Raw genomic sequence first — 21,393 nt, forward strand, 5'->3', positions numbered from 1 at the left:
TTATTCCTTTCCACGCCGGTCCAGTTCAGCCTGGTACCAGCTAATAAGGGTTTCCAAAAGATGAACGGCTGTTTTGTATGCAAACGCGCCATTTTGATCCGCCCGCTCGTTGACGGTGTCCTCCATTTCCTGCAGGGTGGCCACCTGTTCGGAGAGGGACGCGATTTCGTCTTCAAAGGCGGCCTGGGTCTTGTCGCTATCGAGAAACCTGAAAAACAACGCCCGGGTCAAAAAGGGCAGATGGTAGTCCATGGGCTCGGGAGGGCCGGTAAGTTTTTGCTCCAGGGCCTTCCGGCCCTCTTCGGTGATGCTGTACATGTTCTTGTTAGGCTTCCCAACCTGGATCACGACCTCTTTCTCCACATGCCCTTTCGCCTCCAGGTTACGCAAAACCGGATAAATCTGGTTGAGGCTGACAGCGTAATAAAGCATCATGTTGCCGAAAATCTGGTTGAGTTTGTATCCGGTTTTCGGCCCGGAGCTAAGATAGCCAAGGGCGAGAAGTTCCACGTCCATGAAAGTTCCTCCATATCCAGGGGGGGAATCAATTTATTGCGTCGATTTTGATTTTCAGCGGTCGCCGCCGGGAAAAGGCGGGGTTACTATTTTTCCTCGCCATATTTTTTAAAAAAATAGTATTGAAAAATATAGTTTGTCAATCAATGTTTTTTTAAAAAATAACAACGGCGGATAGAAATGGATATTAGCATCAAAGCAGTTCCATCGGTAATTGATATAATTTCTGGTTTTTATGGCGGTTTAGGCAGGATGTACCCACGAACGCCGGGAACGGCGCATACCCGGCAAAACAGAAAAAGGAGACGAGCATGACCAGTCTAAGAACCAGCCTGATCGGAGCCGAATTGATTCCCGCCCTTAAGACAAATCCGGCCAATCGCCTGCCCTCAAGGCAAATCCGGCCAATCGCCTGATTGAGGGGTTCGCCACAGCGGAGGCGGGGCGTTTTTTGGAGATAAAAGGCGGATCAGCGGGATTGCATCCGACCCTTCTTGAATGCAATCCCGCTTTTGGATCGCGGCGCTGCAAGCCTTCTAATCGTAAAAATACTCCGTCTGCATATCTACGCATAAGCGGGCCTTTTCCATAAGGCGTTCGGCCAGGCCCTTGATCTTGGAGAGTTCATAATGAAAGTAATATTGCATGGTAAAAATCTTGCCGGTATAGAAATCGGCCTCCTTTTTTGAAGGCCCTTTTTCCAGCCTGGTTTGGGCGGCGATTCCCTGCAGAAGCCATTGCCAGCCCACTGCGATGCGCCCGAAATACTCCAGGTACAAGCTGGCGTCGGCCAGGAACACCTCCGGCCCGTCTTCCTGGGCCACGTCAAGCAGATGCATGGTAACCTGCTGCAATTGGTGCATGGCCTCGTCCAACCGGACGGCGTAGGGCTCCAGGCCCTTTACACCTTTGGCCTCGTCGATGGTTTTTTGGACTTCCTGGTTGTATAACATGGACGCCATGCCGTTTTTCATGAGCACTTTGCGGCCTAAAAGGTCCATGGCCTGAATGCCCGTAGCCCCTTCATGAATGGGATGAATCCTGATATCCCGGTAATACTGCTCCAGGGGAAAATCGTCGCAATACCCGTATCCGCCAAAGCATTGCAGGCCGTTGCTCACGGAAAGGACTCCCATTTCCGAGGGAAAGCTCTTGGCTATGGGGGTTAAAATTTCCAGCAGCAGATGATATTTTTCCTTGTCTTCTTCATTTTTCGCAACCAGCGCCAGATCGTAATACATGCCGCACTGGGTCAGCAGGGAGAGGGAGCCCTCCACAATGGCCCTTTGGAGTAGGAGCATTCTTTTCACGTCGGCATGATTGATGATGGGCGTCTGGGGCTGCGTGGGGTCCTTTTCCGTAATCTTCCGCCCTTGGGGTCGGTCCCTGGCGTATTCCAGGGAAGCGTAATAGGCCGCCGTGGCGATGCCTGCGGCGCCCAAGCCCACTTCGATCCGGGCTTCGTTCATCATCTGGAACATGCATTTCAGCCCTTTATGAGGCTCTCCTATCAGGTAACCGCGGCAGTCGTTTTGCTCTCCGATGCTCAGTTCGGTAAGGGGCATTCCTTTATAGCCCAGCTTGTGGTAAACGCTTGAGCAGACAATATCGTTGAAAACAAGCGATCCGTCCGCTTCCACCCGTTTTTTCGGAACCACAAAAAGGGATATTCCTTTGGTCCCGGCCGGCGCTCCGTCAATCCTCGCCAGCATGAGATGGACGATGTTGTCCAGGGCGTTGTGATCCCCGCCTGAGATGAATATTTTGTGTCCCCGGATTTTATAATACCCCTCGTCCGTGGGATAGGCGGTGGTGGTTATGTCCGAGAGGGAACTGCCGGCCTGGGGTTCGGTCAGAGCCATGGTTCCCTGCCATTCTCCTTGAATCAGTTTGCCCAGATAGGTTTCCTGCAACGCCTTATCCCCAAAGGAAATAATCAAATGAGCGGCGCCCGTGTTGGCGTCGGAATACACGCTGGCGGAATAGTTGGCGGCTGCGAAGATGAACCGGGACATATTGGTGAGCGTCAGGGGAAATTGGTCCCCTCCGTACTCCAGGGGAAAGTTGGATGCAATCCAACCCCCCTCGCCGCACTCCTTCATGATTTCTTTTACCTTGGGGTGAACCTTCACCTCGCCGCCCGCCAGCTCCGGAGGAGTGACGTCCATTTCCTCCAATATGGGCCGCATAAGGTTTTTGGCCAATTGGACGGCGGAGGAGATGACCATGTCGAATACCTTATGGTTGTGCTCTTGGTAGTAGTCGAACCGGGTCAGTTCATCCACGTTAAAGACGTCGTACAATAAAAAGTCAATATTCCTTTTGCTTACGAATTTACTCGCCATTTTTCCCTCTCGAAAAATTGATTATGCGCCCAGCTTCATGGACGCGATAAGAAACGACTGGTTCCGGTTTTCCACATGAAGGGCCTGCTCCAAGGAGCCCGCGTTCAGGTTCTGATTGATGGCCTCCTTGGTCATTTTTAGCCCCAGGGGATTTTTCGACGCCATCTTTCCGGCAATTTCACAGGCCGTATCAAGAAGGTTCTCCTTTTCGACAATCCGGCTGGCGAAACCCAGTTGGATCGCTTCCTCTGCGGACATAAAATCGCCGGTCAGCAGAAACTCGTTGGCGCGTCCCGAGCCGATCAGCCTGGGTAGGAAATAGCTGCTGGCCAGATCGGCGCCGCCCAACCCGATATTAATATACGCCGCATTAAAGCGGGCCTGGGGGGTGATGATGCGCACGTCCGAAGCCAGGGCGAAGCTGAACCCGGCCCCGGAGGCGGCCCCGTGAACCGCCGCAATAATCGGCTGGGGGATGCGCCGCATTTTGTAAAACAATCTGGAGGCCAGGGATTGGTGCTTGTATATCAGGGCAGGAGTGGCCTCAAAGAGCTGGGCCGCGGACTCCTTCATGTCCATGCCGGAGCAAAAGCCTTTCTCGCCGGCCCCCGTGAGGATCAAAACCCGAATGCTCTCATTGGCTTCCAGGAAGTCGAACAAGGCGTGCAATTCCTCGATCATTTTTTGGTTTAAGGCGTTGACGGTCTTGGGCCTGTTCAGGGTCAAAAGGCCCATGTTGTCCTTTTCTTCAAAAAGCAAGGTTTCAAATTCCATGGAATTCCTTTCTGTAGCTATATTGAAAATGAGAAATGTGCGTTCATCCTTAGGCCTCAGCCTTTCGCAAAGCCCTGAATGCGGTCCTGCGCGTCGCCGGACGATTGATCGGCGGAGTACTCCCGCTCCAGGCTTTCTTTCATGCTGTCCATTTTATTTAGGTAGTATAGCCGTTTGTGAGCGGCGTTGGCTTCCTTGCTGTTGGCCATGATTTTGCCGGCCAGGTCCAAAACCGCACTTTTCAATTCCGAGGCCGGAACAGCCATGTTCACCAGCCCGATTCCTTCGGCTTCCTTGCCCGTGACCATCTCCCCGGTGTAGGTCATTTCCCGGGCCTTCAGCTCCCCGACCCTTTGGGGCAGGCGCACGCTCATGCCCCACATGCACCGCAGCCCCCACTTGGTGTGGGTGTCGGCAAACCTGGCGTCCTCGCTGGCCGCCAAAAGGTCGCAGGCCAGGGCGATCTCCAAGCCGCCGGTCAGGCAGAATCCGTTGATCATGCCGATCACGACGACAGGCGCCGTCTCCATGACGGATTGCAGACGGCGGGCCGGTCCATGCAGCCTGGCCTCGATATCCGCCTCCCCAAGGCTCGACGCAGCCTTGAGATCCACTCCTGAACAAAAGGCCCGTCCTGCGCCGGTAATGATAATTACGCCTGTTGCGGGATTCTGGGCCGCCGCCTCCACGGCATCCGCCATTTCGCACAGCACTTCCGGCGTAAGGGAGTTCAAGGCCTCCGGCCGGTTGATTGTTATTGTCACGATGCCGTTTTCGGCCTCATACAAAATGGTTTGGTAATCCATGTTTCCACCCTCGATTTCCGGTTTTGCGTCTGCGCAGCCGCCCTCAATTACGGGCGGTGAAAAAAAGATATGGTCAGACTGTTGTATTTCAAAACGCCTCTGCGGCCTCCATTCTTGAAGCAAATGGGGCGCCAAGATGAATATGGATAGCATTTCAATAGGTTATCAAAAGGCCTTTCGTTAAAGCATCTTATTTGATATTTTAAATTGCATATAAGATAGAACTAAAGATAAAGTGTCTTATAAGATAATTACCAAGACAAGCCGAGGCGCCATGCACATGGATGAAAACAAATTCTTTCGCGAAGCCACCCTGCGCATCTGCGGTTCCATTGAAATTGAAAAAGCCTTGTTTGACTGCCTGGATTATTTGAAAAACTTCATCCCGGCGGAGAGCGTCTACCTCCATTTCATTGATTTAAGGGAAAAAACGGGCGTTGTCTACGCCATGGCGGATGGCGGCGGAGGGCGGCAGTTGAATATCCGGTTCGACTACCCCGCCCCGGTCTGGCGGCTCATCGGAGACGGCTCCGACCTGCCGGAGGAAGTGCTTCTGGATCGGGCGGATAAGAGTACGCTGGGAAAGCACATGCTTAAAATTGCAGGCCTTTCCGGCATACGCTCCCTGATGATGATGCGCCTGAGCCTGGACAGCAAGGAGGTGGGGGTTATCGCCTTTGAAGCCAGGGGGGAGAGCCGGTTCAGCCGGGAGCACCTTCACAGGCTCCGATTATTGCAATCGCCCTTCGCCGTGGCCATCTCCAACAGCCGCAGATATATTGAATTGCTGGAGCTGAAAAACCTCCTGGCGGATGACAACAAATACCTTCAGCAGGAGCTTCTTTCCCAAAAAAGCGATGAGATTATCGGCGCGGACTTCGGCCTCAAGCACGTGATGCAGCAAGTGAACAAGGTGGCGCCCCTTTCCAGCCCCGTCCTTCTGATGGGGGAGACGGGCGTGGGCAAGGAGGTGATCGCCAACGCCATTCACAAGTACTCTTCCAGGCGGAACGAGCCGTTCATCAAGGTGAACTGCGGCGCCATTTCAGAGACCCTCATCGACAGCGAGCTTTTCGGCCATGTAAGAGGCGCGTTTACGGGCGCCTTTGAAAACAAACGGGGCCGCTTTGAAAGGGCGCACCGGGGAAGCATTTTCCTGGACGAAATCGGCGAACTCCCCAAGGCGGCCCAGCTTCGGCTTTTGCGCGTCTTGCAGGAAATGGAGTTTGAACCGGTGGGAAGCGCCAAGACCATCAAGGTGGACGCCCGGGTTATCGCCGCCACCAACCGGAACCTGGAGGACATGGCGGCGGAGGGCTTGTTCCGAAAGGATCTTTATTTCAGGCTGAAGGTGTTTCCCATCTACATTCCTCCCCTTAGGGAGCGGGCTTGCGACATTCCCGCGCTTACCCAGTATTTTATGCACAAAAAGTATCGGGAAATGGGCTTTGCCGAGTATCCCTCTTTAGCCCCGGGGGCCGTTAAAAGGCTCGAGGCTTATGAATGGCCGGGCAACGTGCGCGAGTTGGAAAACGCGGTGGAAAGAGCCATGATCGTCAGCGGCGGCAAGACGCTTCATTTCGACGATTCCGGATTTGAAAAGCCAAGGAGCGTTTGGGAGGAGGCGCCCCGTGACGCCGAGGGCTCCCCTGTTATGCTTGATGATGTGATATCCAGCCATATCATAAAAATGCTCCACCGAACCAAGGGGAAGATCAACGGAGAGGACGGCGCGGCCCGGGCCATGGGCGTTAACCCGGCCACCCTGCGGAATAAAATGCGAAAGCTGGGCGTCCCCTTCGGCCGGGGCGTCCAATACAAATAGCAAAGCCCTATGAACCATGTGCGCCCAAGGGCCTCGCCCCCCGCAGGCAGCCAGGTCTGTTTCCTGCGTAGGGGGTTCCCCAAAGAAAAGAACTCTGATGCGTTACAAGTTTAAAGATCTCAGTGGCGGCGCAATATTTTATCATTTTGAAAACATTGGTATCGACGGCCCCTTTGTGAGAGAATTGGGGACCTAACCAACAAAGCCGCTCCCATATCCGATGTGCGGTCCGGACCTTTGCCTAAGGGTTGCCCTTACCCGAACAGCCCCTTTTTCGTTTTCCAACCGGGATTGAGCGTTTGATTCTTTGACTAATTGCTTGTTTGGAAAAATATCCGATTTTTCCTGCTTTTGCTAGTTGACAAACCCGGTTTGTTCTGTGTAAGTAAGGGCCGCTGAGCGGGAATAACTCAGCGGTAGAGTGCGACCTTGCCAAGGTCGAAGTCGCGGGTTCAAATCCCGTTTCCCGCTCCATCCATGAAAAACAAAGGGGCTGATCCCACACGGGGCAGCCCCTTTTTTTGCGTTTTTGGCCTTTCCAAGCCCCGCATGGAAATATGAGGAGATGCAGACCGCGGAAGTACATAATCCGAGTGCTCCGTGGTTAAATCTCGGTGTCGAAGGTAATGAAGCCGGCTAATCCCCGTTGTTCTTTTTGGGATTGATTCCGTAGCGCTGGAGCTTGCGGACCACCGTGGACTGGTTGATTCCCAGGGCCTTGGCCGCCTTGTGGGTGGAGCCGTGGGTTTCCAGGGCCTGTTGCAGGATCTCCCGCTCCAGACCTTCCAGGGCGCTTTTCAGAGACCCGCCGCCAAGAGCATGGGCCAGGCCGGATTTGGGGGCGATTCGCAGCTTCTCGGGCAAATCGGCCGGTTCGATCACGTCTCCCTTGGTGACCACCACCATGCGTTCCACCGTGTTTTCCAATTCCCGCACGTTCCCGGGCCAGTCGTAGTCGTAGAGGATGTCCAGGACGTCCGGGGCGATTTGCTTGGCGAAGCCGTATTTGCGGTTGTATTTCTCCAGAAAATGATAAGCGAAGTTGACGATGGCCTCCTTGCGCTCCCGCAGGGGCGGGATGACCACCGGGACCACGTTCAGGCGGAAATAGAGGTCGTTGCGAAAGGCGCCTTTGTCAACCATTTGGGAAAGGTCCCGGTTGGTGGCCGCCAGGATGCGGATATCCACGTCTATGGAGTGATTGGCGCCCACGCGCATGATTTTTTTATCCTGGAGCACGCGCAGGAGCTTGGCCTGGAGGCCCAGGGGCATTTCCCCGATTTCGTCCAGGAAGATGGTTCCGCCGTCCGCGCTTTCGAAAATGCCGGCCTTGCCCTTGGCCTTGGCGCCGGTGAAGGCGCCGGCCTCGTACCCGAAAAGCTCGGATTCCAACAATTGCTCCGGGATGGCGGCGCAGCTTATTTTGACGAAGGGCTTGTCCTTGCGGGGGCTGTTGGAGTGAATCAGGTCCGCGAAAATTTCCTTGCCCACGCCCGATTCTCCCTGGACCAGCACGGTGGCGTCCACCCTGGCCAGGCGCAAGGCCAGTTCGTGGACCTCCTTCATTTTTTTTGACCGGATGACCACCGAAGGCGCCGCGCCCGCGGATTCCCGCAACTGCTCCAGTTCGTTTTCATACCGGGTGCGGAGCACTTCCATGCGGCCCAGTTCGTTCTGGAGATTGTATAACTCGGTCACGTCTCGCACATTGGTGACCACCAGGGAGATTTCGCCCTGATCGTCGAAGATGGGGGTTCCGGTGACCATGACGGTCTTGCCGGTTTTGACCTTTTGCACCAAAGACTCGCCCTTGCGGTTTTCCAGAACCCGCATGGAAACCGACTCGTTGAAAAAGCCCCGCTCCACCAACTCGGCCATGGTACGGCCCACCACGTCCTCCCGCCGGATGCCCGTGGTGCGTTCGTAGGCCTTGTTCACCCGGAGGGTGCGGCCTTCGCCGTCCGTCACGTATATGCCGTCAAAGGAGGACTCGATGATGGCGTCCAACTCCAGGCTGATGCGCCGGGTGTGCTCCAGTTCGTTGGAGATGGCTTCCAGTTCGGAAATATCCTGGAGCACGGCGGTGGCGCCCACAATCCGGCCGCCCATGAAAATGGGGGTGCGGTTGGTCATGTACACTTTGCCGCCCAGGCTCACCTTTTGAGTGGATTCCGCTTTTCCCGTGCGGATGATGCGGATAAGCTGGGAGTCCTCAAACAGATCGCCGATGGGCTTGCCCAGGATTTCCTCCACGTTTTTGCCCGAAACCTTGGCCAGGGATTGGTTGCAAAAGATGACCAGCCCCTCGGCGTCAATGGCCACCACCGGGTTGTAAATGGAGTCCAGGAAGATGCTCATCCGCCGCATGACGGACAGGGAGCCTTTATGGATTTGCTCCGAAACCCGGGCCCGGCTGACCACGCCGATGATCCTGCCCGACTCCGCAACCAGCCAATAGGCCGGCGAGCCCTCGGCCGTCTCCGGCAGCGATTCGCCGGGCAATACGCGCTGGAAATCCGTGCTGGCGAACTCCCTGGCCGGGACCTGGGGCGGCGCCTGGGCGGCCAGGGCCCGGGCGATTTCCCGCAGGGTCAGAATGCCTTGGATGTGATGGGGATCGTCCGCAACCAGCAGGTTTTTGCCCGGTGCGTCGGCCAGGATTTCGGCGCAGTCCTGGATGGAGGCGCCGGCGCCCACGATTTGTATATATGCATTGACGAATTCGGAGAATTTCATGATTTTAAAATATCATTGAAAGCGGTATGTTGTCATGGAAACAATCATGACATATTCCTGGGGAAAGATCAAAACCGGGATGGGCCCGGCTTGAAAAAACACTTGACCAAAAGCGAATGATCGTTTAGTTAAGAGCCATGAGAATTAAGGATAGGGATAAGCAGGAAGCGCTGTTTCTGGCTGCCGTCAAGGTGGTCAATGAAATCGGCTTTGCATCCAGCTCCGTGTCTAAAATCGCCAAGGAGGCGGGCGTCTCTCCGGCCACTTTGTATATTTACCACAAGAACAAGGACGACCTGCTGATTTCCACCTATTTGAACATCAAGCGCAAGCTCACGGACGCGGTGTTGGGGGACATGGACGATTCTCTGCCTATCCGGGACGGATTCCGGCGCGTGTGGCTGAACCTGTTCCGGTTCGCCGGGGATCATCTGGATTATTTCCAATTCGCCGAGCAGTTTTCCAACTCCCCCTATAACGACCAGGTGGATCAGGACGCCGTGGACGCCATGTACGAGCCCATGGGCAGGCTTATCCGCCGGGGGATCAGGGAAAAGGTGGTCAAGGACATGCACCCGGAGGTCATCAGCTCCTTTGTGTTCTACCCGGTCATTATTTTATCCAACCCCCGCCTGACCCGGCGGGTGGAGATGACCGAGGCGTTGATTGAGGAAAGTTTTCAACTGGCCTGGGACGCCATCAAGCTGTAATTTTTTTTGCCGCTCTTATAAATGAATATTCGTTTATTATAGATCGGCTGTCCCGCCAAGGCATAGAAAACCGCAGGCCGCCGTCCTCCCCAGGCGGCCGCCCGGCCTTTAACCCCAAAAAGGAGTGGAATCATGACAGACCCCCGGATTCAAATCTACGACATCATGGCCTGCAACGTGTATTGGGATTTTGAGAACTCCCCCATGCCCAAGGAAACCCACAAGATGCTTGTGGCCCTGTACCCGACGCCGGACGTCGCCGCCCCGGACATGATCGAGAAGATCACGGCCTATGGCCCGGACGGATACGAGGCGGCCTTCGCCAATCAGAAGTATCAAAACGACGTCAAGAACGGGTGGTTTTACACGCCCGAAATCCAGAATTACTGGTACATGGTCAACCTGCCCGACGGGTTTTTAAAGGAGGGTGAGTACACCATCGAGGTCATCAGCAAGGACGGAAGCGTGAGCAGGAAGTCCCGGGTTCAGGACAATGGCCCCTCCGACGCTGCGGTGGAAGCCTATTTGAAAAATTACGACGCCATTTTCGAGTCCTTTTCGCCTTCCAAGGCCAAGCCTTTAGGCGCAGGGGCGGGGCTGAAAGACGTCAAGCTGAACTGGTCCGTCTTAAGCGACTTCGGCGGCCCGGACGCTTTTTACGTCACGCGGCTCGCACAGGCGTCCACTCCCATGAATTTTGACGGCAACAACCTGACCATGTTCGACAATATTTACGTGCAAAGGCTTTACAACAGCGATCCCGGGGCCGGTAAGAACAGAGGGGAGGTTATTGTGGACAAGGAACTGGATCCGGGGACGGACTACGGATATTTTGTGGAAATTACCGACGCCAATATCGGAGGCGACGCCAACATCTGCATATTCCAGCCCCATCAGTTTTTTAAAACCCCGTAAACGCCTGGAGCCGGATGGGTTTCTGCGGCCGTTTTGGACGTTGCATCCGATCCTCCCGGCTTTTCCTGTCTTGCCGGGAGAAGGGGACTTTGGGGGAAACAGGCCGCGCCGGCTTCAAGGCGAAACCGCCCTGCAGGAAGGCCTGCAGGGCGGTTATTAAGAACAAGGCAGCGCCGCCATAAAAATGCTGCGCATTCGATTAAGCAGCCATCCATTAACGCATGCGGCGGACGGCCAGCCCCAAGCCCAGGATCGCGGCCAGCATGGCCAGAGGCAGGACGGAGGATGCATCTGCCTCCATGGAGCGCACAAAGCAGTTGTCTTCCTTGCCGGCGTCTGCAGGCTTGTTGTATTCCACAACGCCTGCGCCGGAGGGATCCTGGATCAGGCCAAGGACGTTGTCCAGGTCGTACGCGCCGTTGTCGTCGATATACAGCGTAATGGTTTTGCGGTCGTCGCTGATCAGAGCGCCTTCCAGTCCGTTAGTGTTCTTATACACCTGGGCGAAGTCCACCCACTCGCCATTGATGTATTTGTACCAGGAATACCCTTTAGGCAGGGCGTTGGGCAGGTAGATTTCGATTTCCGCCGTATCGCCCGGTGTGTCCAGGTCCGCCGTGATGTCCAGCAGGCCGTAGAGCAAGTTCGAGGGACGGTCTGTTTTCGCGGTGGCGCCCTGATTGGCGAATTCCACGGAAGTGACCGTGCAGTTGACGCCTGCAATGCCGATAGCGTCGCCGGTGGTCCCTTCGGTTTTGATGTAGTCGGCGTTTGCATTGCCCATAAAAACCGTGCCGTAAACCTGGGCTGCAATCTGTTTGTGGGCGGCCCGCGTCGGGTGCACGTCATCCCAGTACAGGTAGCCGTCGGCGGCCTCATACTGATCGATGCTTGCAATATCGCCAAGTCCCAGGGCTGCAACCGCGGGTTCGATGGCCCGATCATAGAGATTGGTAACGCCGTATACGGCCGGATTCTCGTGGGTTTTTTCTCCCATGGAGAAGATGTCCACGGGATACACGTCAACATTGGGGTAAGCGGCGTTGAAGGTCGCCAGGGCGCCGCTCAATGCCTGATTAAAGCCCACTGTCAGGGTCAGGACGTCGTCTTCCATGTCCGTGCCGTGATACAGGGGCGTGTCGCCCAGGTTGGGCAGGTTGCAAACGGCGATGTGGTCCGCGCCCAGTCCCGCCAGGGTGGCCATGCCGGTGTATATGTTATTGACGGCATTGGCGATGACTGCAGGGGCCGTGGAGGGATCGCCCATGCCCAAAAAGTCGTTTCCGCCGATCCAAATAACGACCAGGGATTTTTCAGGAACCGTGTATCCGGCGTTAAGCCAGCCGTTGACCTGAAACAAAAAGTCCGTGTCGCACGCGCCGGTTTCGGCGCCGCCGAAGGCATTGTTAAAGAAGATGGGCGTGCCATAGGTGGTGTCGGGCTCCAGGGGGGGAGTCAGAACCTCTTTGCCGAACACAAGGTAATTGGCGACGGTGGATTTCATGATAAGAACGTCATTGTCGATATCCATGAAATCGGCCGTGACTTCGCACCACGTGGGTCCGTTGGAAAACCTTCCCTGCCAATAAGCGGTGGTAACCGGATTCGTTTCGCCGGTCAGGGCGAAGATATTCCCTGAATCAGACAGGCTGTCCCCGAAAACGATCAGGTTTTCCAGATCCGGCGGTACATAAGCATCCATGTCCGCATAGGCCGGGACGCAAAACATGAACAAAGCGAGTACAAAGCACAGAACTGCGCAACGAGTTTTCATAATTTTTCCTTTCGCATGGGGATGGGGGTAGACGGGCGATTTCCACTCTTGTGAAAGGCACATTGCCACACCTGTGCAATTTTATCAATACTTAAACCTAACAAACGCGTTACAGAACTTGAATACTAGGAGGATTTTTAATCACAGTAATAACGGTAATTTTATCTAAAAAACTGCGCTTCAAGAGGTCCGCCGGAAAATCATAGGCCAAGAAAAAAATGAAACCTGACGGGAAGGCTTCTTTACAACATGGCGGCACGAAAATTGCTTCATTTCTTAAAAGGCCTGGAGCGCCTCCGGACGGGAGCCTTTCGGATAATGTTTTTATTTGCAAGCAAAATCAAGGGTTTTGGTTTGATAGATACATTGCGTAAACAATTAAGGGATTATTTTCAAAGCGTGTTTATTCCGGGAACGGAATTAGAGCCCGCCTGGCTGGCCCTGCGAGAGGAATTGCTGCAGCTCATTGTTATTGGAGGCGCCGTTCTGGGCGCATTAGTGCTTTTGCCAAGCGCCGTGCTTACCGTCATGGAAGGGGAATGGGGCGTGGCGGTGCTGGATTTTATTTTTTATGAGTGGATTTTATCCTTGCTGCTGTTCCGGCAATATCTCAGTTATAAAGTGCGGGCGTACAGTATGTGCCTTTTGGTCTATTTACTGGGCGTCATGATTTTTGTACAGTTGGGGCCTCTTCGCCCTGGCCTGGTTTATCTGTTTTGCTTCCAGGTTTTCGCGACGGTGCTGCTTGGCGCACGCGCGGCGGTGTATGCAGGACTGTTGAACGTTTTGGCGTTGACGGCGATCGGGGTTATGCTGCACTTGGGGATGACGGACATGGCCGTACCCCAGGATCGTCCGCTTTTTCGCTGGTCCGTCATAGGCGCCAATTTTTTGCTGGCAAGCACCATTGTGGCCGCAATCATTGCGGCGGTGGGCAACGGCATGAATCGGGCCTTGCGCATGCAAAAGGCGTCCGCAGCCATCATCAAGGAAAAGGCCGAGGCTCAGATGCGGGCGAATCAAGCCCTGGAAGCCAGCGAAAAGCAGTTTGCCATGGCATTGCAAGGATCTCTTGAAGGTTTGTGGGACTGGAACCTTCGAACCAGGAGCGTGGCCTTTTCCATGGACTGGAAGAGGATGCTCGGGTATTCGAAATTTGAAATCGGCAATACCATGGACGAGTTCCTTGACCGGATTCACCCGGAAGAACAAGGGCGCATGATTGCATTGTTTGAGGGTTTAAAGGCCGAGGACGGCGCTGACTCTTTTGAGCGAAAGTGCCGGATGAGGCTGAAAAACGGCGAGTACAACACCTTTTGGGTGCGGGGCCATGTCCAGCGCGACGACCAGGGAAATATGCTTCGCGTGCTTGGATCGCAGACAAACCTTACCCAGATGAACCGGGCGGAGGCTGCGCTTAAGGAAAGCGAGGATAACTATAGGGCTTTGGTGGAGCAATCCCTTCAAGGCGTCGCCATATTCAGCCTGTATCCTCCTGAAATGATATACGTCAACCCATCCCTGAGCAGGACGCTGGGATATTCCCCCTCTGAGCTTGAGAAACTTACTTTTGATCAACTGAAGCAATGGGTGCACCCGGGAGACCTGCACTCATTGCAAAGCGCCGTGGAAAGGCTCCTGGCCCGGAAGCCCGTGCCTCCCCTTACGGAATACCGCCTTAAGGACAGGGATGGCAACCTGATTTGGCTGGAGGCTTCCAGCGCCCGGATTCGCTATCAGGGCAGGGACGCCTTGCTTATGACCACCTTGGACGTTACCCAGAAGAAAGGGGCGGAGCAGGAGCGGGCCAACCTGGAAGAAAAATTACGGCAGTTTGAAAAAAAACAGGCGTTTGGCGAGGCGGCGGGGGGAGTCGTCCTGGACGTCTCCGGCTATCTGGGGCCCATCATAGAAAGGGCGGAGTCGGTGGAGCAAAGTTTGCCCCAGGGGCATCCGGCAAGGCGGGATTTGCTCGCAATTTGCAATATGGCCAGGGATGCTGCGGATCTGGCCATTCAGGTCTCGGAATTTCACACGCAGCCAAAGCGGGAAAGCGCCTCCGTGAATGTGGCCGAAATTGTGGACGAAGCGGTCCAGGCAATCCGGGCGGAAGCGCAGGATGACGTTATCATAAAAAGGCTTGGGAGCTATCGGTGCGGAACCGTCAAGGGCGATCAGCAAAGCATTCGTCAAATGATATACGCCTTATGCTCGCGTGCCTGGAGGTCGGCGGCCGCTGAAGGGGGCGCTGTGACCCTTTTGCTGGAGGAGGCCCTTATAGGGCAGACTGATTTGCCGCCTGACTCTCTTTTAAATCCTGGAACGTACTTGCGCCTATATGTGTCCCACGCCGGCAAGGGAAAGGAACCTCCAATCCCGCTAAAAGTATATAACCCTTTGGTTTTCAAAGATGTGCCGGGCATGGAAAGCCATGTGGATCTTCTTTTGATTCAGTCCATCGTCAAGCGGCATCAAGGGGAGTTTCAAGTCAGTTGCAACCCCAATAAAGGCTTTAATTATTATATTGTGCTTCCCATGGAAGGCGCCCCCGAAGAAACAAGACGCGTGCTGGACATAGGCGCTCTTCCGGCGGGAAACGAAAGAGTTTTATTGGTGGATGACGAAAAACCCATCCTGGACATGACAAGGCAGACCCTGGAGCGCCTGGGCTATCAGGTGACGGCGTTGGCCTCCGGTTCCGGCGCCTGGGAAAAATTTCAGGAAAGTCCGGGCAAATTCGATATCGTCATCACGGATTACAACATGCCGGGCATGACCGGCGACAAGCTGGTCCGGAATCTGTTTGGCATCAGGCCCCAGATTCCGGTGATTATGTGCACGGGATTCTCGGAGAAATTTTCGGAAAGCCTGGCCAGAGAGCTTGGAATCGTGGAATACGTCGTCAAGCCCGTACTTATGCAGGAGTTCGCTTATACGATCAGAAAAGTTCTGGACGGGCCGCAGGATGCCCCGGGCTCCCATCAAGGGGGAGGATATGACAGGGGCATGGAAAAAATCGTCCAGGGCATGGTCAATGGTCACAGCATGGCTAAAATCTGATCAACGGCGGATGCAACGGCTTTTTCCACCCTGGGGGTGCAATTCTCGGATAGCGTGGCCGTGTCGGCCGCTTCAATGGCGAGAATGACGATCTCTTTGGGCAGAGGGGCGTCCAAAAGGGCTTCCCGGAGGCGGAGAATCTCCAGCAGTCCCGGCCCATGGCTGGAAACGCAATGAAAAGGCATGGAGGATTCCAGATCCTCCACGCCCATATGATGAATGCAGCCGGGCTCGGCGCCGGAAACCACGGCGTCCACAACAATCAGGCGGTCGCAATCCTCCAGCATATCCACCAAAGCCAGGCCGCCTGTTCCTCCCATGGTGAGGATGACGTCCGGCCCCGGATTACACTCCATTAGCCTTTCCACCACCTTCACCCCCGCACTGTCGTCCGAAAGCACGGCGGAGCCTAATCCAAGCACCTGGGTTTTCATAAGCATTAATCCAGGTTGCGGGTCAGGCGGCGGTAGAGTTCCCCGCCCTTGAAAATGCGCACTTCAAGGGGCGTCTGTCCGGGCAGGCAGTGGGTGGCGCAGGCCAGGCAGGGATCATAAGCCCGGAACCCCATCTCCACCATGTTCAGCAGCTTGTGGTCCGCCTCTCCGTTCTTGATGAGCTTTTCCGCCGCCTTTTTGACGGACATGCCCATGCCCGCGTTGTTTTGGGCCGTGGCAACGATCAGATTGACCTTGGTCACCATGCCGGCGCTGTCGGTCGTGTAGTGATGATACAATGTGCCACGGGCCGCTTCCACGGCGCCCACGCCCTCTGTTGGAGTCTGGGCGGGCAGGGCCCGGACCTCCTTGCTGGTAATTTCCGGGTCCGTAGCCAGCCTGAGAACCTCCTCGGCCGCGAACAGGTTTTCCACCAAACGGGCCCAATGAAAGGCCAGAGTGTTATGCACGGGCTTGGCGTTAAAAAAACCGAACATCTCCTCATAGGCTTTTTGGGCCAGGGGAGTCGCCATGCCCTCCGCCACGTTCAAACGAGCCAGGGAGTTGACGCGGTACACGCCGGAATCCCCGCCGCCTTTCATGCCTTTCCAGCCGATGGCTTTTAAAAAGGGGAACTTCAGGTAAGACCAGGGCTCCACGTGCTCGCCGATGTGGTCCAGGTATTCGCCGGCGGGAAACCTGGCGAACTCTTCGCCGCCGGGGCTTTTGACGCGCACGTCGCCGTCGTAGAAGTTGACCTTGTTGTTTTCGTCCACCATGCCCGCGTAATAGGTTTCGTGGTAGTAGGTATCCCCGGCGATCAATTCCTTGTATTCCGGGTTGGCCAGGACGAGATCCTGGAATATTTCCAGGGCGGTCAGGGCGAAGCTGACCATGGACTCGCCCATGGCTTCGATTTCCACCCGCTCCTCTTCGGTGATGGGCTTGGAAAGGCCGCCGGGCAGGGAGGCCGCCGGGTGTATGGCGTGGCCGCAGATGATTTCCTGGATTTTTTGGGCGTAGCCTCTGTTTTTGATGACGGCCAGGCCCGTATCCTTGCCCACCACGTCGATGAGTCCCAGGATGTTGCGTTTAGCCGCGTCCGCGCCCGGGCCAGGGATGAAGTCCGGGGCGGCCAGGGCGAAGAAATGAAGGATATGGCTGTGGGAGATATGGGCGTTATAAAACAACTGGCGCAGCTTCTTGGCGGCTGACGGGATTTCTATGCCGTACACGGCGTCTCCGGCCTTGGAGCTGGCCATATGATGGGCGCCGGGGCACACGCCGCAGATCTTAGGCATGATGCGGGGCAGCTCCTCCACGGGCCTGCCCTGGCAAAAACGCTCAAAGCCGCGCAGCTCCACCACCTGAAAGTAGCAGTCCTTCACGTTGCCGGCGTCGTCCAGCAGGATGTCTATTTTACCGTGGCCTTCCAACCGCGTTATGGGGGATATGGTGATTTTCCGGTTCATGGCGATTTTTCCTCTGTCGCTGATCCGTGTGCTCACGGAATTATTTTACGGGCGATCCTTTATTTGCCTTCCTTGACGGTCCTGTTGACCAGGGCGCTGGGAAAGGTAAACCGGTAAAAGGAGCCGATGGGATCCTTGATGTTGTTCACAGGCGCTTTCATAGGCCCCCGGATTTGAAAATCCTCGCCGCCCTTGCCAACAATGGAGCCAAAGGTGGAAAGGGCCTCCGCACCGGGGTCCAGCAGCTTGCTGGTGGGGCCGTAACAGCCCCGGCAGGGCATGTGGGCGTTGATGCAGCTTCCGCCGCATCCTCCGGCCGTGAACGGCCCCATGCACAGGATTCCCTGCTCCAAAAAGCAACGTTCCGGGTCCGCGACCACTTCGTGCGGCCGGATGACCTCGGGGATGCGCTTGCCGGTTTTGGTCGTCACCCGTTTGCACTCGTCGCACAAAGCCTTGGCGGACGAAATGGACGCCCCCTTGGGAGGCAGCTCTTCGCCCTTGGCGTAGGCTGCGATGACTCCCACGGCCTGGGCGATGGTGTTCCGGGTTGGAGGGCAGCCGGGGACGTAATAGTCCACGTCCACCACCTGATCCAGAGTTTTCACGGTGTCGTAAAACTCGGGCAGGGTGATTTCCCCGCCGTCCACCTTATGAACCGTCTGGGGCGTTGCGCCCCTGGGATTGACCGTGGACGCCGTGTCGTCATACGCAATTTGAAAAATGCCTTCCTTGTCCGAAACGTTGGCAAGGCCCGGAATGCCGCCGAAAGCCGAGCAGGCGCCAAAGGCGATCATGACCTTGCACCGCTCCCGGAGTATCTTGGCGTCCTCCTCCTGCTCGGAGGTGCGCACCGTGCCGTTAAACAGCACAATGTCTATGCTGTCCTTTTCCATGGCGATGAGATCGTCCCGCTTGAAGTCCATGGCGACCGGCCAGTACACGATGTCGGCCAGGTCCGTGATGTCGAAGATCATCTCCTCCATGTCGAGAATCGCCACGTCGCAGCCGCCGCAGGCGCCGGCCCAGTTGATAGCCATTGTGATTTTTTTTTCCATGTCGCATCCCCCCTTACCGGTTCAGGTTCCGGCCCGCCGGGTTGGGGCCTAGGTCGCGCAGTTTTTTGTCCATGTCCGCGATGGTATCCACAAAAAGCTGGTAATTGGACACCCCTATGTAGTCGAAGCGCAGGCGGGTGGTGCTGATTCCCAATTGCTCCATGAGTTTGTGCATGAGCGCCGTGCGCTTGTCGGTCAGGTAGTTTCCGTTGATGTGATGGCACCCTTTGGGCGGGCAGCCTCCAACCAGAATGCCGTCCACGCCCTGCTTGAACATTTCCATGATTAGGGCCGTGTTCACGGAGGATGAACACCGAATGCGGATGCTTCGGAAATTGGGCGGGGCTTTCAGGCCGTTGACGCTGGCAAGGTCGGCCGCCGCGTAGGAGCACCAATAGCAAAGCAGCGCCAGGATTTTGGGATCTCCGTTGTTGACGCCTTGAAACGCCACGTTGGTCTGATCCAGGATTTGCTGGTCCGAAAAATTGACCAGGGCGGCCGCGTGGGTGGGGCAGGCGGCGGCGCAAAAGCCGCAGGCCTGGCAGAACGCCGGATCGCATACCATGCCTTCGGCGGTGAATTTGATGGCCCCATGGGGGCATACGGTCTCGCAAATGCGGCACGATATGCAGTATTGGGGATCTATCTGGCTGGCGAACTTGCCGATTTCCTTTTTCCCCTTAAGAAAATAGGGCAGGGCGGTCATGGCCGCGGCGTGACCTTGCTCCACGGCCTGCTGCACCACCTTGGGGCCGGAGGCCGCGCCGATGACGTACACCCGGTCCACCAGGGATTCCGTGGGCCGGAATATCCGGGGCTGGTTCTCGATGGGAAAGCCCGCCTCGTCCATTCTCATCTGGAGTTGGGTGACCAGATTGTCCGGGTCCTTTTGGGGCAACTGGGCCGAGGCCAGAACCACCATGTCCGCGTCGATGGTCAGCTTGCCGTCCTCAAACACATGCTCGCCGCCCGATGATTCGGCCTGATCGTCCAATTGGTCCAAGGCGATGGATAGGCCGCCTTGGCCGCCAGCCGTGATGGAGTCGATATTGCCCTTGACGAACTCGATGCCCATTTTCCGGACCGTGTCGTACATGCTTTCGAAGGTGCGTTCGTACGTGCGGATGTCGTAATAGTAGATGATGGTCACTTCGGTTTCCATCATGCCCTGAGCCACCCGCAAGGCCTGCTTCATGGTGATGCCGCAGCATGTCTTGGAGCAATGGGGCGCGCCCAGGCCCTCCTTGTCCCTTGTAGCCCGGGAGCCTGCGCACAGCACAAACACGATGTGCTCGGGCGTTTCGCCGTCCGAGGGCTTTTTGACGCCGTGCTCCAAAAGGCGCTCGAACTCCATGCCCGTCACCACGTCCGGGGAGGCATATCCCAACTCGGGCCGGTTGTGCACCGTGGCGGCGTCAAAGCCCGTGCCCAGGAATACGGCGCCGTAGGTGTCCTGAAATTTTTCCGGCTGGGCGTTCAGGTTGATGGCCTGGGTGGGGCAGATTTTCTCGCACTCGCCGCACTTGGTGCAGTATTGCTCCAGGATGTTGTATTTGTCGGGTACGGCCCGGGCGAAGTCCTTGTCAATGGCCTTGCGGGAGAATAGTCCCTCGTCGTAGGAGCTGACCGCGAATTCCGGGCAGACCCTGGCGCACTCGCCGCAGGACACGCATTTATCCTCGTCCACATAATTGGGGGCGGCTTCCACCGTGGCCAGAAAATTTCCGTCCTCCTTCTCGATGTGCGAAACCCTGGCCTGGGTGTGTACGCCGATGAGCGGATTCATGATCGCGCCTGAGGCCTGCACCGGCCCCACGCACATGCTCACGCACTTGCCGTCCCAGTTTTCCGTCTGGAACAAGAGGGAAATCTGGCACAGGCGCCCGCCCAGAAAGGTTCCGCGCTCCACAATATCCACCTGCTTGCCCACGCCGGCCAGATCCTTGGCCGCAGCCAGTCCGGCCGGGCCTCCGCCCACCACCAGGGCTTTGTCCGAAATCAACACATCCGGCAGGCTTTCCCGATCCAGGCTCAACCTTGCATGGGCCATGCGGATTTCGTCCAACGCCTTGGCCTCGGCCGCCGGGCCGGGTTCGTGCAGCCAGGCGCACTGCTCACGGATGTTGGCGACCTCGTACATGGCCTTGTTGATGCCGCATTGATCAAGGGTGAGGGTGATGAACTCTTCGGGAAAGCGCAAAGAGGTCCTGGCGGAGCATCCCGCAAACAACACCCGGTCCACCCCGGAGTCCTTGATCTCCTGCTTCAAGTTGGCCATCTCCGCCTTGCTGCACAGGATGTCCTTCCGAGCCGCAAACACCGTGTAGGGGAGTTTGGCGGCCTCCTGCTCCAGAAGCGCTGTGTCCAGGAAATTGGAAACCTGGCCTTTGCAATTGCAAATCCAGATGCCGATCTTGGGTTCGGCCATAAATAGCCCCTCCTCATAACCGGGCGGGCCTATAAGCCCGCCTGAACGCAAATTGTAGATGCTGATGGTTTTAAAACGGTTTAAGAAATGTAGTGCATTGAGCTTGAAGTTGCCTGGAACTATAGCATATTCCGATTCAAACTGGCAAGGATGAGGATGTGAGGATGAGGATGTGCTGGTAGGGGAACCAAAACTGGCGGTGGCTCATTGAAGAGGTGGTCATCTGCTCTCTGGAGGTAGTGTCCAGAATTTTTCGCACTTTTGATTTTGAGCAGCCCCAACCGGGGTTTGGATGCGATGCCGCCGGGGGCCATGGCCCCCGGCGGCATCGCAGTCTATGCTGTCTTGTTTAAAGTTTCCATGTGCTCCATATTGAGATAACGTCGAGTGCCCCACTTGCTGCTTGAGATATGCCTCAGGCGCGCCGCTACAAGCATCAGAGCCGACTTTCCGTCAGGGAAGGCTCCCACCACCCTTGTTCTTCGCCGGATCTCCCGCATGAGGCGCCCTCAAGGAAGCGCTTAGAATCATTTATAATAT

At 56.1% G+C, this 21,393-nt stretch carries 14 protein-coding genes, 1 tRNA gene and 1 pseudogene; 5 read left to right on the plus strand and 11 right to left on the minus strand.

The features are described 5' to 3' along the window. The 4 genes from BUE18_RS18425 to BUE18_RS18440 all read right to left on the minus strand — a co-directional run bounded on the left by BUE18_RS18425 (position 1) and on the right by BUE18_RS18440 (position 4,441). On the minus strand, positions 1 to 516 hold the full coding sequence (locus BUE18_RS18425) for a PadR family transcriptional regulator (RefSeq protein WP_073477652.1): 516 nt from the start codon (positions 514 to 516) through the stop codon (positions 1 to 3). Positions 517 to 1,052: 536 nt separating this feature from the next. Beyond that, a complete protein-coding gene (locus BUE18_RS18430) occupies positions 1,053 to 2,861 on the minus strand; it encodes an acyl-CoA dehydrogenase family protein (RefSeq protein ID WP_073477653.1) in 1,809 nt (602 codons plus the stop codon). Between the two features lie 21 nt (positions 2,862 to 2,882). Continuing rightward, entirely contained in the window at positions 2,883 to 3,635 is a 753-nt protein-coding gene (locus BUE18_RS18435) for an enoyl-CoA hydratase/isomerase family protein (RefSeq protein WP_073477654.1), read from the minus strand. 56 nt (positions 3,636 to 3,691) lie between these two features. Then, the gene (locus BUE18_RS18440; protein ID WP_073477655.1) at positions 3,692 to 4,441 is read right to left on the minus strand and encodes an enoyl-CoA hydratase/isomerase family protein; all 750 of its coding nucleotides are present in this window, start codon (positions 4,439 to 4,441) and stop codon (positions 3,692 to 3,694) included. A gap of 280 nt (positions 4,442 to 4,721) precedes the next feature. Here BUE18_RS18440 and BUE18_RS18445 point away from each other — a divergent pair, with 280 nt between their 5' ends. Together BUE18_RS18445 and BUE18_RS18450 are read left to right on the plus strand one after the other, a co-directional pair. Continuing rightward, on the plus strand, positions 4,722 to 6,266 hold the full coding sequence (locus BUE18_RS18445; RefSeq protein WP_244549340.1) for a sigma-54-dependent Fis family transcriptional regulator: 1,545 nt from the start codon (positions 4,722 to 4,724) through the stop codon (positions 6,264 to 6,266). A 399-nt stretch (positions 6,267 to 6,665) separates the two neighbouring features. Continuing rightward, a tRNA-Gly gene (locus BUE18_RS18450) sits at positions 6,666 to 6,740 on the plus strand. 162 nt (positions 6,741 to 6,902) lie between these two features. Here BUE18_RS18450 and BUE18_RS18455 read toward each other — a convergent pair. Beyond that, a complete protein-coding gene (locus BUE18_RS18455; protein ID WP_073477657.1) occupies positions 6,903 to 9,002 on the minus strand; it encodes a sigma 54-interacting transcriptional regulator in 2,100 nt (699 codons plus the stop codon). A 137-nt stretch (positions 9,003 to 9,139) separates the two neighbouring features. Here BUE18_RS18455 and BUE18_RS18460 point away from each other — a divergent pair, with 137 nt between their 5' ends. Both BUE18_RS18460 and BUE18_RS18465 read left to right on the plus strand, forming a co-directional pair. After that, positions 9,140 to 9,712, plus strand: coding sequence for a TetR/AcrR family transcriptional regulator (locus tag BUE18_RS18460; protein WP_073477658.1), 573 nt, complete (start codon positions 9,140 to 9,142; stop codon positions 9,710 to 9,712). 132 nt (positions 9,713 to 9,844) lie between these two features. Beyond that, positions 9,845 to 10,627 carry a hypothetical protein gene (locus BUE18_RS18465; RefSeq protein ID WP_073477659.1) on the plus strand — a complete coding sequence of 261 codons (783 nt, stop codon included), beginning with the start codon at positions 9,845 to 9,847 and terminating at the stop codon, positions 10,625 to 10,627. Between the two features lie 214 nt (positions 10,628 to 10,841). On the opposite strand, the gene BUE18_RS18475 is transcribed toward BUE18_RS18465, so the two are convergent. Then, complete coding sequence (locus BUE18_RS18475) at positions 10,842 to 12,401, minus strand: SGNH/GDSL hydrolase family protein (RefSeq protein WP_073477661.1); 1,560 nt, start codon at positions 12,399 to 12,401, stop codon at positions 10,842 to 10,844. Positions 12,402 to 12,719: 318 nt separating this feature from the next. On the opposite strand from BUE18_RS18475, the gene BUE18_RS18480 reads away from it, so the two are divergent. Next, entirely contained in the window at positions 12,720 to 15,461 is a 2,742-nt protein-coding gene (locus BUE18_RS18480) for a hybrid sensor histidine kinase/response regulator (protein WP_211482822.1), read from the plus strand. Here the strand turns inward: BUE18_RS18480 and BUE18_RS18485 are convergent. From BUE18_RS18485 to BUE18_RS27590, 5 genes and pseudogenes are all read right to left on the minus strand, one after another. After that, positions 15,440 to 15,895 carry a hydrogenase maturation protease gene (locus tag BUE18_RS18485; protein WP_073477678.1) on the minus strand — a complete coding sequence of 152 codons (456 nt, stop codon included), beginning with the start codon at positions 15,893 to 15,895 and terminating at the stop codon, positions 15,440 to 15,442. The two genes, BUE18_RS18480 and BUE18_RS18485, sit on opposite strands and share 22 nt — an antisense overlap. 5 nt (positions 15,896 to 15,900) lie before the next feature. After that, positions 15,901 to 17,367: a Ni/Fe hydrogenase subunit alpha gene (locus BUE18_RS18490; RefSeq protein WP_073477663.1), complete on the minus strand. Its 1,467-nt coding sequence runs from the start codon at positions 17,365 to 17,367 to the stop codon at positions 15,901 to 15,903. A 59-nt stretch (positions 17,368 to 17,426) separates the two neighbouring features. Continuing rightward, entirely contained in the window at positions 17,427 to 18,425 is a 999-nt protein-coding gene (locus BUE18_RS18495; protein ID WP_073477664.1) for an NADH-quinone oxidoreductase subunit B family protein, read from the minus strand. Between the two features lie 13 nt (positions 18,426 to 18,438). Beyond that, positions 18,439 to 20,853, minus strand: a complete 2,415-nt coding sequence (locus BUE18_RS18500) for a hydrogenase iron-sulfur subunit (RefSeq protein WP_073477665.1) — start codon at positions 20,851 to 20,853, stop codon at positions 18,439 to 18,441. Positions 20,854 to 21,188: 335 nt separating this feature from the next. Then, positions 21,189 to 21,359 (minus strand): annotated as a pseudogene (locus BUE18_RS27590) (IS256 family transposase); the annotation flags it as partial. Positions 21,360 to 21,393 lie beyond the last annotated feature (34 nt).

The organism is Desulfatibacillum alkenivorans DSM 16219 (genome assembly GCF_900142135.1).
GTDB lineage: Bacteria > Desulfobacterota > Desulfobacteria > Desulfobacterales > Desulfatibacillaceae > Desulfatibacillum > Desulfatibacillum alkenivorans.

Excerpts from the sequence above, each read along its gene's own strand:
- BUE18_RS18475 (WP_073477661.1), bottom strand. The coding sequence starts at position 12,401 with ATGAAAACTCGTTGCGCAGTTCTGTGCTTTGTACTCGCTTTGTTCATG.
- BUE18_RS18430 (WP_073477653.1), bottom strand. The coding sequence starts at position 2,861 with ATGGCGAGTAAATTCGTAAGCAAAAGGAATATTGACTTTTTATTGTAC.
- BUE18_RS18485 (WP_073477678.1), bottom strand. The coding sequence starts at position 15,895 with ATGAAAACCCAGGTGCTTGGATTAGGCTCCGCCGTGCTTTCGGACGAC.
- BUE18_RS18425 (WP_073477652.1), bottom strand. The coding sequence starts at position 516 with ATGGACGTGGAACTTCTCGCCCTTGGCTATCTTAGCTCCGGGCCGAAA.
- BUE18_RS18495 (WP_073477664.1), bottom strand. The coding sequence starts at position 18,425 with ATGGAAAAAAAAATCACAATGGCTATCAACTGGGCCGGCGCCTGCGGC.
- BUE18_RS18500 (WP_073477665.1), bottom strand. The coding sequence starts at position 20,853 with ATGGCCGAACCCAAGATCGGCATCTGGATTTGCAATTGCAAAGGCCAG.
- BUE18_RS18460 (WP_073477658.1), top strand. The coding sequence starts at position 9,140 with ATGAGAATTAAGGATAGGGATAAGCAGGAAGCGCTGTTTCTGGCTGCC.
- BUE18_RS18480 (WP_211482822.1), top strand. The coding sequence starts at position 12,720 with ATGTTTTTATTTGCAAGCAAAATCAAGGGTTTTGGTTTGATAGATACA.
- BUE18_RS18465 (WP_073477659.1), top strand. The coding sequence starts at position 9,845 with ATGACAGACCCCCGGATTCAAATCTACGACATCATGGCCTGCAACGTG.
- BUE18_RS18445 (WP_244549340.1), top strand. The coding sequence starts at position 4,722 with ATGGATGAAAACAAATTCTTTCGCGAAGCCACCCTGCGCATCTGCGGT.
- BUE18_RS18490 (WP_073477663.1), bottom strand. The coding sequence starts at position 17,367 with ATGAACCGGAAAATCACCATATCCCCCATAACGCGGTTGGAAGGCCAC.
- BUE18_RS18455 (WP_073477657.1), bottom strand. The coding sequence starts at position 9,002 with ATGAAATTCTCCGAATTCGTCAATGCATATATACAAATCGTGGGCGCC.
- BUE18_RS18440 (WP_073477655.1), bottom strand. The coding sequence starts at position 4,441 with ATGGATTACCAAACCATTTTGTATGAGGCCGAAAACGGCATCGTGACA.
- BUE18_RS18435 (WP_073477654.1), bottom strand. The coding sequence starts at position 3,635 with ATGGAATTTGAAACCTTGCTTTTTGAAGAAAAGGACAACATGGGCCTT.